Origin of the sequence: Qipengyuania flava, from assembly GCF_019448255.1 — a bacterium.
In the GTDB taxonomy this organism is placed as follows: domain Bacteria; phylum Pseudomonadota; class Alphaproteobacteria; order Sphingomonadales; family Sphingomonadaceae; genus Qipengyuania; species Qipengyuania flava_A.
Window position 1 is genome coordinate 1970631 of the sequence record NZ_CP080410.1, and the last position, 12943, is coordinate 1983573.

Annotated in this window: 13 protein-coding genes and 1 tRNA gene; 5 read left to right on the forward strand and 9 right to left on the reverse strand. The window is 62.0% G+C overall.

The features are described 5' to 3' along the window. The first annotated feature begins 163 nt into the window (after window positions 1-163). Together cpdR and KUV82_RS09735 are read left to right on the forward strand one after the other, a co-directional pair. Window positions 164-559: a cell cycle two-component system response regulator CpdR gene (gene cpdR, locus KUV82_RS09730; RefSeq protein ID WP_375541202.1), complete on the forward strand. Its 396-nt coding sequence runs from the start codon at window positions 164-166 to the stop codon at window positions 557-559. Window positions 560-637: 78 nt separating this feature from the next. Beyond that, window positions 638-712: transfer RNA gene (locus KUV82_RS09735), tRNA-Val, on the forward strand. 88 nt (window positions 713-800) lie between these two features. On the opposite strand, the gene KUV82_RS09740 is transcribed toward KUV82_RS09735, so the two are convergent. From KUV82_RS09740 to KUV82_RS09755, 4 genes are read right to left on the reverse strand one after another with little or no spacing between them, the layout of a single operon-like run. Continuing rightward, entirely contained in the window at window positions 801-1709 is a 909-nt protein-coding gene (locus KUV82_RS09740) for a sulfotransferase family protein (RefSeq protein ID WP_219954095.1), read from the reverse strand. Window positions 1710-1717: 8 nt separating this feature from the next. After that, window positions 1718-2512 carry a WecB/TagA/CpsF family glycosyltransferase gene (locus KUV82_RS09745; RefSeq protein WP_219954096.1) on the reverse strand — a complete coding sequence of 265 codons (795 nt, stop codon included), beginning with the start codon at window positions 2510-2512 and terminating at the stop codon, window positions 1718-1720. After that, window positions 2509-3456 carry a glycosyltransferase family 2 protein gene (locus KUV82_RS09750; RefSeq protein ID WP_219954097.1) on the reverse strand — a complete coding sequence of 316 codons (948 nt, stop codon included), beginning with the start codon at window positions 3454-3456 and terminating at the stop codon, window positions 2509-2511. Before KUV82_RS09750 ends, KUV82_RS09745 begins: the two co-directional genes overlap by 4 nt. Continuing rightward, complete coding sequence (locus tag KUV82_RS09755; RefSeq protein ID WP_219954098.1) at window positions 3449-4900, reverse strand: O-antigen ligase family protein; 1452 nt, start codon at window positions 4898-4900, stop codon at window positions 3449-3451. Before KUV82_RS09755 ends, KUV82_RS09750 begins: the two co-directional genes overlap by 8 nt. Window positions 4901-5026: 126 nt before the next feature. Here KUV82_RS09755 and KUV82_RS09760 point away from each other — a divergent pair, with 126 nt between their 5' ends. From KUV82_RS09760 to KUV82_RS09770, 3 genes are read left to right on the forward strand one after another with little or no spacing between them, the layout of a single operon-like run. Continuing rightward, the gene (locus tag KUV82_RS09760) at window positions 5027-6205 is read left to right on the forward strand and encodes a lipopolysaccharide biosynthesis protein (protein WP_219954099.1); all 1179 of its coding nucleotides are present in this window, start codon (window positions 5027-5029) and stop codon (window positions 6203-6205) included. Beyond that, window positions 6202-7440: a Coenzyme F420 hydrogenase/dehydrogenase, beta subunit C-terminal domain gene (locus tag KUV82_RS09765; protein WP_219954100.1), complete on the forward strand. Its 1239-nt coding sequence runs from the start codon at window positions 6202-6204 to the stop codon at window positions 7438-7440. Before KUV82_RS09760 ends, KUV82_RS09765 begins: the two co-directional genes overlap by 4 nt. 48 nt (window positions 7441-7488) lie before the next feature. Further along, window positions 7489-8703: a polysaccharide pyruvyl transferase family protein gene (locus tag KUV82_RS09770; protein ID WP_219954101.1), complete on the forward strand. Its 1215-nt coding sequence runs from the start codon at window positions 7489-7491 to the stop codon at window positions 8701-8703. An 18-nt stretch (window positions 8704-8721) separates the two neighbouring features. Here KUV82_RS09770 and KUV82_RS09775 read toward each other — a convergent pair whose 3' ends face one another. The 5 genes from KUV82_RS09775 to rfbC are packed head-to-tail and all read right to left on the reverse strand — an operon-like array spanning window position 8722 to window position 12929. After that, window positions 8722-9612 (reverse strand): sulfotransferase, encoded by an 891-nt coding sequence (locus tag KUV82_RS09775; protein WP_219954102.1) that lies wholly within the window; start codon window positions 9610-9612, stop codon window positions 8722-8724. Beyond that, entirely contained in the window at window positions 9609-10484 is an 876-nt protein-coding gene (rfbA, locus tag KUV82_RS09780; RefSeq protein WP_219954103.1) for a glucose-1-phosphate thymidylyltransferase RfbA, read from the reverse strand. Before rfbA ends, KUV82_RS09775 begins: the two co-directional genes overlap by 4 nt. A gap of 5 nt (window positions 10485-10489) precedes the next feature. Continuing rightward, complete coding sequence (gene rfbD, locus KUV82_RS09785) at window positions 10490-11326, reverse strand: dTDP-4-dehydrorhamnose reductase (protein WP_219954104.1); 837 nt, start codon at window positions 11324-11326, stop codon at window positions 10490-10492. Then, a complete protein-coding gene (gene rfbB, locus KUV82_RS09790) occupies window positions 11323-12369 on the reverse strand; it encodes a dTDP-glucose 4,6-dehydratase (protein ID WP_219954105.1) in 1047 nt (348 codons plus the stop codon). The genes rfbD and rfbB overlap by 4 nt, the downstream gene beginning before the upstream one ends. Further along, complete coding sequence (gene rfbC / locus KUV82_RS09795) at window positions 12366-12929, reverse strand: dTDP-4-dehydrorhamnose 3,5-epimerase (RefSeq protein ID WP_309148073.1); 564 nt, start codon at window positions 12927-12929, stop codon at window positions 12366-12368. The genes rfbB and rfbC overlap by 4 nt, the downstream gene beginning before the upstream one ends. Window positions 12930-12943: the final 14 nt, after the last annotated feature.

Genomic DNA, 12943 nt, shown 5'->3' on the forward strand with positions numbered 1-12943 from the left:
CCGGAATTAATCAAGCCGGGAATCGCTGAAAACCGCAGGAAACCAAGCACAATGCCCTCGCAAGGCCCCTGTTCATGCCGCGCCCGCAATCTGTTCCGTTCCGGGGCGCGTTAACAACGATCGTTTCGGATACATGGTTTTTTAAATCCAAGGCGCTACACCGATGCGCATGACGGAAGCACCGACTCACTCGATCCTGCTCGCCGAGGATGACGAAGCCATGCGCGTCTACCTCGAGCGCGCGCTTGCCAACGCCGGCTATTCGGTCGACTCGGTCGATCGCGGCACGGCTGCGCTCCCCCTTCTCGAAGAGGGAAGCTACGATCTGCTGCTTTCGGACATCGTCATGCCCGAAATGGACGGCATCGAACTGGCGCAGAAGTGCAACGAAGTGAGCCCGCACACCAAGGTGATGTTCATCACCGGTTTCGCCGCCGTGACCTTGAAGGCCAGCCGCGAACAACCGCATGCGAAAGTGCTGTCGAAACCCTTCCACCTGCGCGATCTCGTGCTCGAAGTGGAACGCGTTCTCGAAGAAAAAGTGAGCGCCCGTCTTTAGGGCCTCTTTTGGCCTTGCGCGGGTGTGGCAAGGCCGCTATTGGGCCGCCCTGCCCTGAATAAGGGCCGCTTGATGAGTGGGCGTATAGCTCAGTGGTAGAGCACTATGTTGACATCGTAGGGGTCCCAAGTTCGAACCTTGGTACGCCCACCATCAAAGCCTCAAGACTTCCTGAAAACCTGATTTCCTGATCGCCGCCATGCTCTGGCGGTACGCTACCTGACGCCTCTCCGGACGCGAATCAGGCCGTCTGGTCGAGCCAGCCGGTCGAGCGACCGATCAGCGCTTCGAGCTTGCGCGTGTCCTCGGCGAATTCGGCGCGGTATTCGTCACGCTTCTCCTGCGACAGGGTCAGGCGCGGGCCGGTGTTCATTTCCTGGATCCGTCGTTTGATCGAAGCACCGATGCCGCGCGGGATGACGCGCTTGGCAAAAGTCGCGAGCGGGCTCGCATCGATCAGGCGGGCGACCACCTTCGACTTAGGCATGCCCGATTTGTTGAACTCGCCTTCAAGGTCCAGCTCGACGCTGCTGTCTACCCCGATGAATTCCATCACCTGTTTCATCACGCCGCGGGTATCGGCGCGCATTTCGGGCACGAGAATGACCATCACATTCTCCTTGCCGAAGGTGTCGAAATAGCGCTCGACCGCGTCTGCGCTGAACGCGCCATTGCGATAGAGCCACATGTCCCCCCAGCCCTGCGCGAGCCGTGCCGGCTCCGCTGCCAGCGCATCCTCGAACTCGAGATCCTCGCGAGCCGAACGGCGCAGGTGCATATATTGCGAGAACATCCGGTCGACCGGATCGCGCAGCATGATGATGATCTTCGGGCTGCCCAGAAGGTCCTTGATCGCCTGCGGTGCGCTCGGCGAGGTCAGGTAGGACGGCGAGATGTCACCGCTGACGGCGCCCTGCGGGCTGGCGCGGAACATCTTGCGGTATTCCGCCTCGTTGGAAACGATATCGGCCAGCACCGAGCGCATGCCCGGCCCGTTCGGCCGTTCCAGCAGGTCCGGAGCGGAGAAGAAGTGCAGCTCCTTTTGCGCCGGAAGGAAGACTTCCGGATGGTCACGCAGGTAGTGGTAGAGCGACGTCGTGCCGCATTTCGGCCCGCCGACACACACGAAGCTGGGGAGTTTTTCGCTCATTTCCAAACCTACTTCCGATTCCGCTCGATCGTCTTCAAACGATTGAGAAACTGGACATTTCCGATGACGTAGCGCCGGAACAAGCGGCGCGGTTCGAGCGCCAGGCGATAGACCCATTCGAACCCCGATGCGCGCAGCCACTTCGGTGCGCGCGAATGCCGGTTCGAAAGGAAGTCGATGATAGCCCCGCCGCAAATGACCAGGCGCGGTTGCCAGCTGCAGCGCTCCGCAATGGCCGAAGCCACCGCTTCCTGCCGCGGCATGCCCATGGCGAGAACGACGATTTCGGGCTTGGTCTCGTCAACAGCGCCGAGATAGGCGCTCTCGTCCTGAAAGCCATCGACCTTGGATACGATGGTGTTGCCGCGCGCCTCCAACTCGGCGCATCCCTTGCTCAGCCAGGGATCGCGGGTGCCGAAGACGGCAACCTTCTTGTCCGTATGCCGCGCGAGCACCGCCGGAATGAGATCGGTACCGTTGAGATTGGCACCCGGTTCATGACCCAACCGGTCGAGGAAAATTTCCATGCCCTTGCCGTCGCGAACCAGCAGCGAGGCTGCCAGAAGGTCTTTCGCGAAGGATGGCCGCTCGCACATCATGTTGAAGGCGTGCGCGTTGATGAAGGCGAGCGTGTCGCAGCCCTCCTTCGCGATCCGCTGATCGATCGCTGCCAGGCATTCGGCTTCATCCGCGAAGGTCGACAGGCTCTCCAGCACCCCGTCGGCCAGCCCTTCCAGCGAGGCAGGCGCCTGTGTGTCGGGATCCTGCGCGGAGGTGGTCCGCGCGTGCACTCTATCGGTCATTTGCTAGCCGACCTCGACTTCCAGACTGCGTATTTCATGCGAAGCATCGCGTGCATGGCCGCACGGGAGAACGGCCGGTCCGCGAAGGTTTTGTTGATGGTCGTGGTAAGACCATCGAACTTGAGATCGACAACCCGCCGCGAGGATTTGACGCTCTTGCCCCAACCGAACTCGTGGATCACCGGTGTCGTGTTGAGTTTGGCAATGCGCCAGCCTGCGCTCGATGCTCGCAGGCAAAACTCCTCGTCCTCGCCATACATGAAGATGTCGGGGTCAAAGCCGTAGCCGAACGTTTCAAGCAGCTCGTGCCGCAGAAGGAAGGCAGCGCCGCAGACCCAGTCGACCTCTTCCACGAACGGACGCTCCGATTGCACGGGATCTTGCCCCGAATGCGTCGCGGCAAAGGTCTTGCCCATGCGCGTCTTGCCGAGCGCTTTTGCAGCCAGCCCCGTGGGATCCTTGGCAATCACGGCTTTCGCGATTGGTCCGATCGCAAGGCCCTGCAGAGCCCATTTCATCGGCGTGCTGGCAGCATAGGCCGAGGTTTGGGGGCTGTGGTCGGGATAGACCAGCGGGAGGCCGGCAATCCCCAGCTTCGGGTCCTGCTCGAAAGCCTCGACCGCCTTGTCGAGAATGTCGTCCTGCAGATAGGCATCGGCGTTGTGGCAGTAGTAGTAACGCGCCGGCGCGTGCGCGAAGCCGGCGTTGTTGCCGCGGCCAAAGCCGATGTTCTCTTCCAGCTCCACCAGTTCGATCTGGGGGAATTCCTCCTTCACGATGCGAACGGTGTCGTCGCTGGAGGCGTTGTCGACGAAGACAATGCGGTGCGGAACCTTGGGCGCGTGGGCCAAAAGGCTCTCGATACAGCCGCGCACGAAGGCGGCCGAATTGTAGGTCACCACGACGATCGTAAGCGTGTTTTCAGGCAATCGGGCCTCAGGCATGGCGGCGCGCCAGAACGGTTATGGCTGTAAGCCACGCTGCCAGGATAAAGAACAGCGGGTGCAGCGTGAAGATCGAGAGAATGGCCATGAAGATCGCGCCGAAGGTGCAGCCGATCAGGAGACCAAGGGCCAGGCCGTCCCAGCCCTGCTGCTCCAGCCAGTACCGACGCGCCGCATTCGAGAACAGCTCTACACCTTGGTAGAGGATGCTGCCGATAAGCAGGATAAACGCGGCAAAGCCCATGAAACCGGAGCTCAGCAGCACCGACAGGTACCAATTGTCGACTGTACCAAGGTTGGCGCGCCACAGTTTCATGGCCCCGATGCCGCCGCGCATACCCTCGGTAATCGCCGCAATCGCGCCCGGTCCGGGACCAAAGCCGAAAAACGGCTTCTCGCGAATGGCGATCAGGCCATTGCGAATTTGCGCCTCGCGGACATGCGATTCGAAAAGGCCCGAGCCAGAGCGCTGCTCAGCGAGGACGAGCACAGCAGCAAGAACCAGCGGGGCAACGGCAAAGGCTACGCCGCGAGTGGTAATGTACCCGCTCCCAAGGTTGATCCGCATCGGGCGAAGGACCGCCCAGAGGCCCAACTGGAATGCGACGAGCACCAAGCCCGATCGCGATCCGGTCGCAAAGCCCATACCGACGAGCAAGACCACGCAAAGCACACGAAGGGGATTGGAGAACGGGAGCTTGGAGAAAAGGAAGAGCGGCAAGATCATGACGACCATATGCGCGAGCGTGAGGGGGTGTTCGAATGGTCCCTTCACGCGCAGCAACCCGCTACGCTGGATCGATGCCTCGTTGATCGCCTTGCCGGCACCTTCCGGGGCGAGTGATGTGAACACATTGAACCCGAGTACAAGCTCGAGCGCCACCACACCTGCAATTATCAGGACCGAGACTTCCAGGATCCTTGCGATCTCTTTCTCGACCCGCACCTGCGAGAAGATCACGAAGAAGGCGAGGAAAACGAAAAAGTTCGAAGCGATGTCATTGATGACGATCGGAATGGAAACGGCGAACGGTGACAAGGCAGCTGCGATAGCGCGAACCAGGAAATAGCCTGTCAGAAACAACGCCAGCCCGTTGCGGTAGGCAAACAGGTCTCTTACGCCTGCCGAGAAGGTGGGCAGGACATCCCGCTTGGCTACGCTGGCGGCGAGCAGGATCAGGAGGCCGCGCTCAAGATTGATCTGCGCATTCTCCACCGGCTCGATGCCGATATAGAACGGCACCAGCAGCAGCGCCACGAGATACGCCAATGCGATGTATACGAAGAGCATATTGCTAGCGGGATCGATCCGGAAAAGTCGCGAGAAGGTATTGGTGTAACAAAGTCTTTCGACGGGACCTGCCCGCCATGGTCGTCCTAAGGGCTCTAGGAGAATTCCGCAACGCCGCGCAAAGGTATTCGCACTTGCAATAAAATCGGCCACTTCATATCGAACGGCTTCCGTCGGCCTACACGATTGTCGAGACACACGCTGAAACCCGCAAAACCTCTTGCTCGCAAGCTGCTCGACAGCGGGGTCGGACTTGCGTCGTCTCTTCTCGGGAACGCCGTGATCTTCCTGATCATCGCGCGAGCGGTGGGCGTCGAGGATTTCGGCCTCTTTGCAAAGACCTATGCGACGGCGAGCCTGTTGGCGCTGCTTGTCGACTTCGGGTATCCGCAACGCATCTTGCGAGACCTGGACGAGTATCAGGAAACGCACGGCGGTTTGCCGGCGCGGATATTCCACCTGAAGCTGCTGCTGACGCTAGCCGGGTGCCTCCTTGCGGCTCTTGCATATGTCCTTCTGGCCTTCCCCGTCCTCGTTTTCGCTGTGGTCTGGTGTGGCTTATTGCTGCTCTCCTTCGGGCAGGTTGCAGGCGTGACCCTGCGCGGCATGGAGCTTCACGGGCGGGACAGCACCAACATGTTCATCGCAGCGGCAATCGGTGCGAGCTGGTCCGCCTTCCTCCTTGTTCGGGGTGATACCGAACTGTTCCACTATGCGTGCAGCTTCCTCCTGATTGGCGGGACATACGCAGTCCTTGGCTTTTCTGCCTGTCGGTCGCTGATCGAATTCCGCGGCGAAACGATCACCATCAAAGCGTTGATGGATGAACTGCGGCGCGGCGTCAGTTACGCCTCCGACGTTTTCGTGGTCCGTTCCTACGGGGTAGTGGACGTCGTGATTCTCTCGATCTTCGTGAATCCAGCGGGCGTGGGCATCTACCAGCTCGCGCAAAAGCTGATGCAGGTCGCCTTGCCGACCGGGCAAGTAGCAACCAACGTCATGCTGCCGCGTTTGGCCAAGGCCTACCGTGCCGGCGAATTGCACATGGGCAATCTCAAGGGTTTGGCCACCGCCTTTGTTGCGTTCGGCTCCGTGATGGTGGGAGTATTCCTCCTCACGACCTTCGTGGTCCAGAATTACTTTGTCGGCGAAGAATACGCCGGAGTGTGGTTGCTCGTGCCTGCCTTCTGCATCACGCTGATGGCGCGGCTCGTCTCGGTGGCGCCCTCGATGTGGTTGGTGGCGATCGGCCAGCAGAGGATTCGTCTGGCGATGAACACCTTGAACTTCGCAATACTCGTGCCTCTTTGTGCTGTCATGAGCTGGCAGTACGGGGCGTGGGGTGCAGCGGTGGCTACGGCCGCTTGCGCTGCCAGCCTGCTCGTTTTCTATTCGACCGCGGCATGGCGCAAAGGAAACGCGCTACTAGTGACGCGAGAAGCCGGAGAAATGCCGTGAATTCCCTTCCCTCTGCCCCGCAGAACAATCTGTGCATCGGATGCGGCTACTGCGCCCGCTTCGATGGCGTGGAGATGGAAAAGAAGCCCAGCGGATTCCTTGAGCCAGCGGCTGCGCCGGGCGCCTATTCAGCCTCCGATCTGGGCCTCATCGAGAAGGCCTGCTCCGGCGTGGTCGGCACTTCGGTTGCCGTCGCCAGCGATAGCCCGGCCGAGGATGGCCTGATAAAAGACCACATGTGGGGTCAGTTCTACGAATGCCTCACCGGCCATTCGACCGATGCAGCGATCCGCCGCCATGGCTCTTCGGGGGGCGTGGTCAGTGGCATCGCAGCCTGGCTCGTGGAAACCGGCGAGGTCGATGGCGTGATCGTGACCGGCTACGATCCGGCCTTCCCCATCGGTACGAAGTCCTTCATCGCGAAGGACGCGGCAGAAGGCGCCGGATCCGGCGGTTCGAAATATTCGCCCGCTTCGCCGCTTGCTGCGCTGGCCGAGATTTCCGACAAGCCCGGCAGCTACGCCGTAGTCGGCAAGCCGTGCGATATCGCCACCTTGCGCCGCGCGCAGGCTGCAGGCGATCCGGTCGCCCTCAAAGCGACGGTCCTTTTGTCTTTCTATTGCGCCGGAACGCCGGGCGATCGCGGCAACCGCGAGGTACTGGATTACTTGGGCGCGGGCGAAGCGGAATCCATTCGCGAGTTTCGCCACCGTGGCAACGGCTGGCCGGGCGACACCCGCGCGGTGACCGAAAGCGGCGAGGAAAAGACCTGCACCTACAACGAAAGCTGGGGCAAGATCCTGCGCCGGCACACGCATAACCTGTGCACCATCTGTCCCGACGGGATCGGCGAACAGGCCGACATCGTTGCCGCCGACGCCTGGTATGGCGACGATGACGGCTACCCCCAGTTCGAGGAAGCCGACGGCCGGAGCCTCATAATGACGCGCACACCGCGGGGTCGCGACCTGCTCGCGCGCGCCGTTGCCGAGGGCAAGTTTGCCACCGAAGAGCTGCCGGTGCGCGAAATCGACCGCATGCAGCCCGGCCAGCTCAAGCGCCGCAAGGAACTCGCCATGCGCGTCATGGCTTTCCGCATGTTCGGCAAGGCCACTCCGAAATACAATTCTCAAGCGCTACGCCAGTACCAGCGGGGCATGTCCGGCAAGGACAAGGTGAAGATCCTATTCGGTACGATCCGCCGGATCGTGCGCGTCATGATCCGCCGCAGCTAGCCCTCCCCTATCCAGCGCCGCTACGCGAAAATCCAGGACACCCATTCGATGACCACCCCAACCACCGCAGCAAACCGCACCATGCGTATCGGCCTGCTCTGGCATAGCTTCTTCTCTGGCAATCTCGGGGTCTCGGCCCTCGCCCATGCCAACATGAGCATCATCGCCGAGGCGGCCAAAGAGCTCGGGATCGAACCGCGCTTCGTGCTGTTCGGCCCCAAGGGCGATCGCGCCTTCCCGGAACCGACCGAATTCGGGCCCCTTGAATATGTCGAAGCCTCGGCGATCAAGGAAGCGCTTAAGTACCGCCGGATGCTCGCTGATTGCGAGCTGGTGTTCGACATCGGCTCGGGAGACAGTTTCGCCGATATTTACGGCTGGCGCCGCTTCGCCAAGATCGGCGGCTTGAAGTTTCTCGTCCCCAACGGGCGCAAGAAGCTGGTCATGTCGCCGCAGACGCTTGGCCCGTTCGATGACACGGCGATGCGCGCGATCGCCAAGCGCGCGATGGCGAGCTGCCACAAGGTCTTCGCGCGCGACGAGCCCTCGCTCCTGCGCGCGCAGGAGATGCTGGGTGAGGCTGCGAGCAGCCACCTGGCCCTTGCCACCGATGTCGCCTTCGCCATGAAGCCGCTGGCCGAAGAGCCCGCCGACTGGCCGGTTCGCGACGCGGGCAAGACCCATGCCGGGCTCAACGTCTCCGGCCTCCTCTATCGCGGCGGATACACCGGCGGGAACCAGTTCGGCCTGACGCTCAACTATAGCGAGCTGATCCACGAATTCCTCGAGCAGCACGCTGGCAACGAAGACGTGCAGGTCTGGCTGATCCCTCACGTCTATCGCCTGACCGGAACCGCCATGGAAAGCGACCTCGCCGTCGCCCGCGAACTGGCGGAGAAGTATCCGCACGCGAAGCTGGCGCCGCTGTTCAAGGCTGCGCCCGAAGCCAAGCGCTTCATCTCCTCGATGAACGTGATGTTCGCGGCGCGCATGCACGCGGCGATTGCAGCTGTTTCAACGGGCACCGCCTGCCTACCGATGAGCTACAGCGTGAAGTTTCGCGGCCTCTTCGCGCAGTTGGGCTACACCCACATCATCGATCTCAAGAGCGCCAGCGGCGAGGAAGCCAAGGCTCAGATGGAGCAGGCGATCGCGGATCACGCCGGTCTGACCAAGGATGCACAGAACGCAGCCGATACGGCAGCCTCGAAGCTCCAGCCCTATCGCGATGCCATCACGGCGCTGATGCGCGAGCGGCTCTGATCCAGCCGCCCGGTCGCGTCAGGAGCCGAGGGCTGCGCGCAGCCGTTCCATCAGCTCGGCGTTGATCGCCAGCGTCTGCTCGACTTCCTCGTCGGAGAGGACCTTGCGCCAATAATCGGTGATGCTCTTCGCATCGCGGTTCTTGATGTGCGCCTTCGTCGGAAGGTCGGCATCCGGCTGGGTATCCTGCGGCTCTTCCTGGCGCTCAATCGTGACCGGAATGCCGGTCACCTTGGTCAGGGTCGCTGCTGCCTGTGCGGGATTGTCCAGGAGCTCGGTGTTCTCCAGCACCGTCAACGGCTCGCCGGCTTCCATCCAGCCTACCAGCGCAGAATGGAGCAGATGCCACATGAGCGCACCGGTGTAGGCGTGACCCTCCGCAGTCTGGCACTGCGCGAAGATATCGTCGCTGACGGGCAGCCCGGCCTCGCGCATCCTCTGCGACAGGCTTGCCACCGGGGCCGACCATTCCATGCGCTTGAAGCTGCCCACGAGGCTCAGGTGGTCGCGCACCGTGACGATCACCGGCACGCCCTTGCGCGCAAGCTGGGGCGCACAGAAAAAGGCGAACGGATCCTTCCAGATGAGGTGCGAGGCGAAGGGCGCCACATTGGCCGCCAGCATCGTGCGGTTTGTCCGGTTCAGATACCGGTTGCGGCGCGCGTTGTTTGCCCGGCGCAGCCGGAGGCGGCCACGCACGATGCGATCGTGGAGGTCATCGAGCGCGGCCGCCGGGAAATCCTGCGATCCGGGCACTTCGAACTGGTTGCGGATGGACCGGTCGCCGACATTGACGTTCATCGGTTCGTAGAGCTCGCGGATCCGCCAGGACGACAGCAGGTATTCGCCAACCACGGTCGTTCCCGACCGCGGCGCGCCCGTGACCAGGATGACCTTACGCCGGCTCACTTCGACAGGAGCCCGCGCAGGTACTTGCCGTATTCGGTCTTGCCGAAAAGATCCGCGCGTTCGGCGAGCTGCGCTTCGTCGATCCAGCCGTTGTCGAAAGCGATTTCCTCCGGGCTGCCGACCTGCATGCCCTGGCGCAGCGACAGCGTGCGCACGAAATTGCCAGCGTCGAGCAGCGAGCCATGCGTTCCGGTATCAAGCCAGGCAAAGCCGCGGCCCATGGTCTGCACATCGAGCGCGCCTTCGACCAGATAGGTCTCTAGCAGCGAAGTAATTTCAAGTTCGCCGCGCGGCGAGGGTTTGATGCTCTTCGCGCGCTGGGGCGCTTCGCCATCGAGGAAGTAGAGACCGGTCACCGCGTAATTCGACGGCGGATCGGACGGCTTTTCGATGATCTGGTTGACTGTGCCATCGGCGTCGAAGCCGACCACGCCATAATGCTGCGGCTCGGCCACGTGGTATCCGAAAACCGTGCCGCCCGAAGCCTGGCTATCGGCGGCGCGCAGCATGTCGGGAAGCGCGTGCCCAAAGAAGATGTTGTCGCCCAGCACCATCACCGACGGCGCGCCGTCGAGGAAATCCTCGGCCAGCGTATAGGCCTGTGCAAGGCCATCGGGCGACGGCTGCTCGATATAGGTGAACTCCATGCCCCACTGCGATCCATCGCCCAGCAAGCGGCGGAACTGTTCCTGGTCGGCCGGCGTCGTGATGATCGCAACCTCGCGCACGCCGGACAGCATGATGATCGACAGCGGGTAGAAGATCATGGGCTTGTCGTAGATCGGCATGAGCTGCTTCGAGACCGCCATGGTCAGCGGATACAGCCGCGTGCCCGATCCCCCGGCCAGAATGATGCCCTTACGCTGCGTCATAAAACTTAAGCCCCTTCGATGACCGCCGGTATGGCGGATTCCCAATTCGGTCGTTCAAGTCCGAACTTAGCCAGATCGCTGCAATCGAGCCGGCTGTTGAGCGGTCGCTGCGCCGGCGTGGGGTAATCCTTGGTAGGAATACCATGCACCGTGGGCTGGTTCGGAGTGTGTTCGAAAATGGCGCGCGCAAAATCAGCCCAGCTGACATCGGGCGTGCCGGAAAAGTGATAGGTGCCCGAAAGTTCGGGCCGCTGCTTGAGCGTGTCCGCCATGCGAAGGCAGGCCGCGGCAATCGCGGAGGCTGGCGTCGGCCCGCCGATCTGGTCGTCGACGACGCGCAGCTCGGGATGCTTGTCCGACAGGCCGATCATCGTTTTTGCGAAATTCTTGCCATGGGGCGAGAAGACCCAGCTCGTGCGCAGGATTGCGTAGGTGGCGCCCGCGGCCTTGACCGCCTCCTCGCCCGCCAGCTTACTGCGCCCATAGGCGTTCGCCGGCGCAACCGGATCGGACGGGACACGCGAGTCTTCGCCCGAACCGTCGAAGACGTAATCGGTCGAGATATGGACAAAAGGCACGCCCAGCTCGCGGCATGCATCTGCCATGGCCGCCGGCGCTTCGGCGTTGATCACGGTGGCCTGGTCCTCTTCGTCTTCCGCCTTGTCGACCGCGGTATAGGCAGCCGCGTTGATCACGGCCGTGGGTCGATGCGCAAGGATAGCCTCGCGGCACTGGGCCGGATTGGAGAGATCCGCCACATCGCGGCCCAGATAGACCGCGTCGGGAGCAAGCGCCTGCAATTCGAGAGCGACTTGCCCCGTCTTGCCGAAGACGAGGATCATGCCTTGACGCCCAGCCTTTCGCCAACGCCCTTGCGATCAAGCAGCGCCTGCCACCAGTCCTCGTTATCGAGGTACCACTGCACGGTGAGTTCGAGCCCCTGCTCGACCGTCACCGAAGGGCGCCATCCCAGCTCGTTGCGAATGCGCGTGGGGTCGATGGCGTAGCGCTGGTCGTGACCCGGGCGGTCGGCAACGAAGGTAATCTGGTCCTTGTAGCTCGAACCATCGGCCTTCGGGCGTTTGTCGTCGAGGATTGAGAGCAGGCTTTCAACGAGCTCGAGATTGGTGCGCTCGTTCTCGCCGCCAATGTTGTAGCTGCGGCCGATCTCGCCCTTCTCCATCGCCAGCAGCAGGGCATCGGCGTGGTCTTCGACGTAAAGCCAGTCACGCACGTTGTCGCCCTTGCCGTAAATCGGGATGGCTTTCCCGGCGAGCGCGTTGAGGATCACGACCGGAACCAGCTTCTCGGGGAAGTGATAGGGGCCGTAGTTGTTAGAGCAATTGGTCAGCACCACCGGCAGGCCGTAAGTCTCATGCCAGGCGTTCACGAGATGATCGGACGAAGCCTTGCTGGCCGAATAGGGCGAGCGCGGATCGTAGGGCGTGTCCTCGGTGAACAGCCCTTCTGCGCCGAGCGATCCGAAAACCTCATCGGTCGAGATGTGATGGAAACGGAACCCTTCCGGCTTGCCCTTGGCCGTCCAGTAGCTGCGGGCGGCTTCGAGCATGTTGAAGGTGCCCTGGATGTTGGTCTCGATGAAATCGGCAGGACCATCGATCGAACGGTCGACATGGCTTTCGGCCGCCAGGTGCATCACCGCATCGGGCTCGTGCTTGGCAAAGACGGCGTTGAGAGCATCACGGTCACGGATGTCGACATGCTCGAACGAATAGCCAGGATTGTCGGACACCGAATCGAGGTTGGCCAGACACGCAGCGTAGGTCAGCGCATCGACGTTTACGACCTCGTGACCACGCGAAATGGCCAGTCGCACGACGGCCGAACCGATGAAGCCGGCGCCGCCGGTTACCAAGATTTTCATTGATCGTTTCCGTATTCGAAGGGGGTTTCAAACTCCGCGAACGCAACGGCGTCGCGGTCCTTGTCCGACAGGACCGGCTCGTTGCCGCCAAGCGGCCAGTCGATCCCGACACTGTCCCAGCGCACCGATCCGTCACACTCGGGAGCGTAACGGTCCGTGCACTTGTAGATGATTTCCGTATCGGGTTCGAGTGTGACAAATCCGTGCAAGAAGCCGGCCGGAATCCAGAGCTGCTTGCCGTTATCGAAGCTCAGGGTCGCACCGAACCACTGGCCGAACGTCGGCGAGCCCTTGCGCACGTCCACCGCCACATCGAACAGGCTGCCGCGCCCGCATCGAACGAGCTTGCCCTGCGCATGCGGTGGCGACTGGTAATGCAAGCCTCGCACGGTTCCCGGGACCCGCGACATCGAGTGATTGTCCTGGACGAACTCGGGCAGGTTCAGCCCCTCCTTCTCCAGCGTCAGCCTGTTCCAGCTCTCGCTGAAAAAGCCGCGGTCGTCCCCGAAGCGTCTGGGCGTGATAACGAACACGTCTTTGAGGGGAGTTTCTTCGATCACAATCGGGCCTTTTG

Excerpts from the sequence above, each read along its gene's own strand:
- cpdR (WP_375541202.1), top strand. The coding sequence starts at position 164 with ATGCGCATGACGGAAGCACCGACTCACTCGATCCTGCTCGCCGAGGAT.
- KUV82_RS09740 (WP_219954095.1), bottom strand. The coding sequence starts at position 1,709 with ATGAGCGAAAAACTCCCCAGCTTCGTGTGTGTCGGCGGGCCGAAATGC.
- KUV82_RS09745 (WP_219954096.1), bottom strand. The coding sequence starts at position 2,512 with ATGACCGATAGAGTGCACGCGCGGACCACCTCCGCGCAGGATCCCGAC.
- KUV82_RS09750 (WP_219954097.1), bottom strand. The coding sequence starts at position 3,456 with ATGCCTGAGGCCCGATTGCCTGAAAACACGCTTACGATCGTCGTGGTG.
- KUV82_RS09770 (WP_219954101.1), top strand. The coding sequence starts at position 7,489 with ATGACCACCCCAACCACCGCAGCAAACCGCACCATGCGTATCGGCCTG.
- rfbA (WP_219954103.1), bottom strand. The coding sequence starts at position 10,484 with ATGACGCAGCGTAAGGGCATCATTCTGGCCGGGGGATCGGGCACGCGG.
- rfbD (WP_219954104.1), bottom strand. The coding sequence starts at position 11,326 with ATGATCCTCGTCTTCGGCAAGACGGGGCAAGTCGCTCTCGAATTGCAG.
- rfbB (WP_219954105.1), bottom strand. The coding sequence starts at position 12,369 with ATGAAAATCTTGGTAACCGGCGGCGCCGGCTTCATCGGTTCGGCCGTC.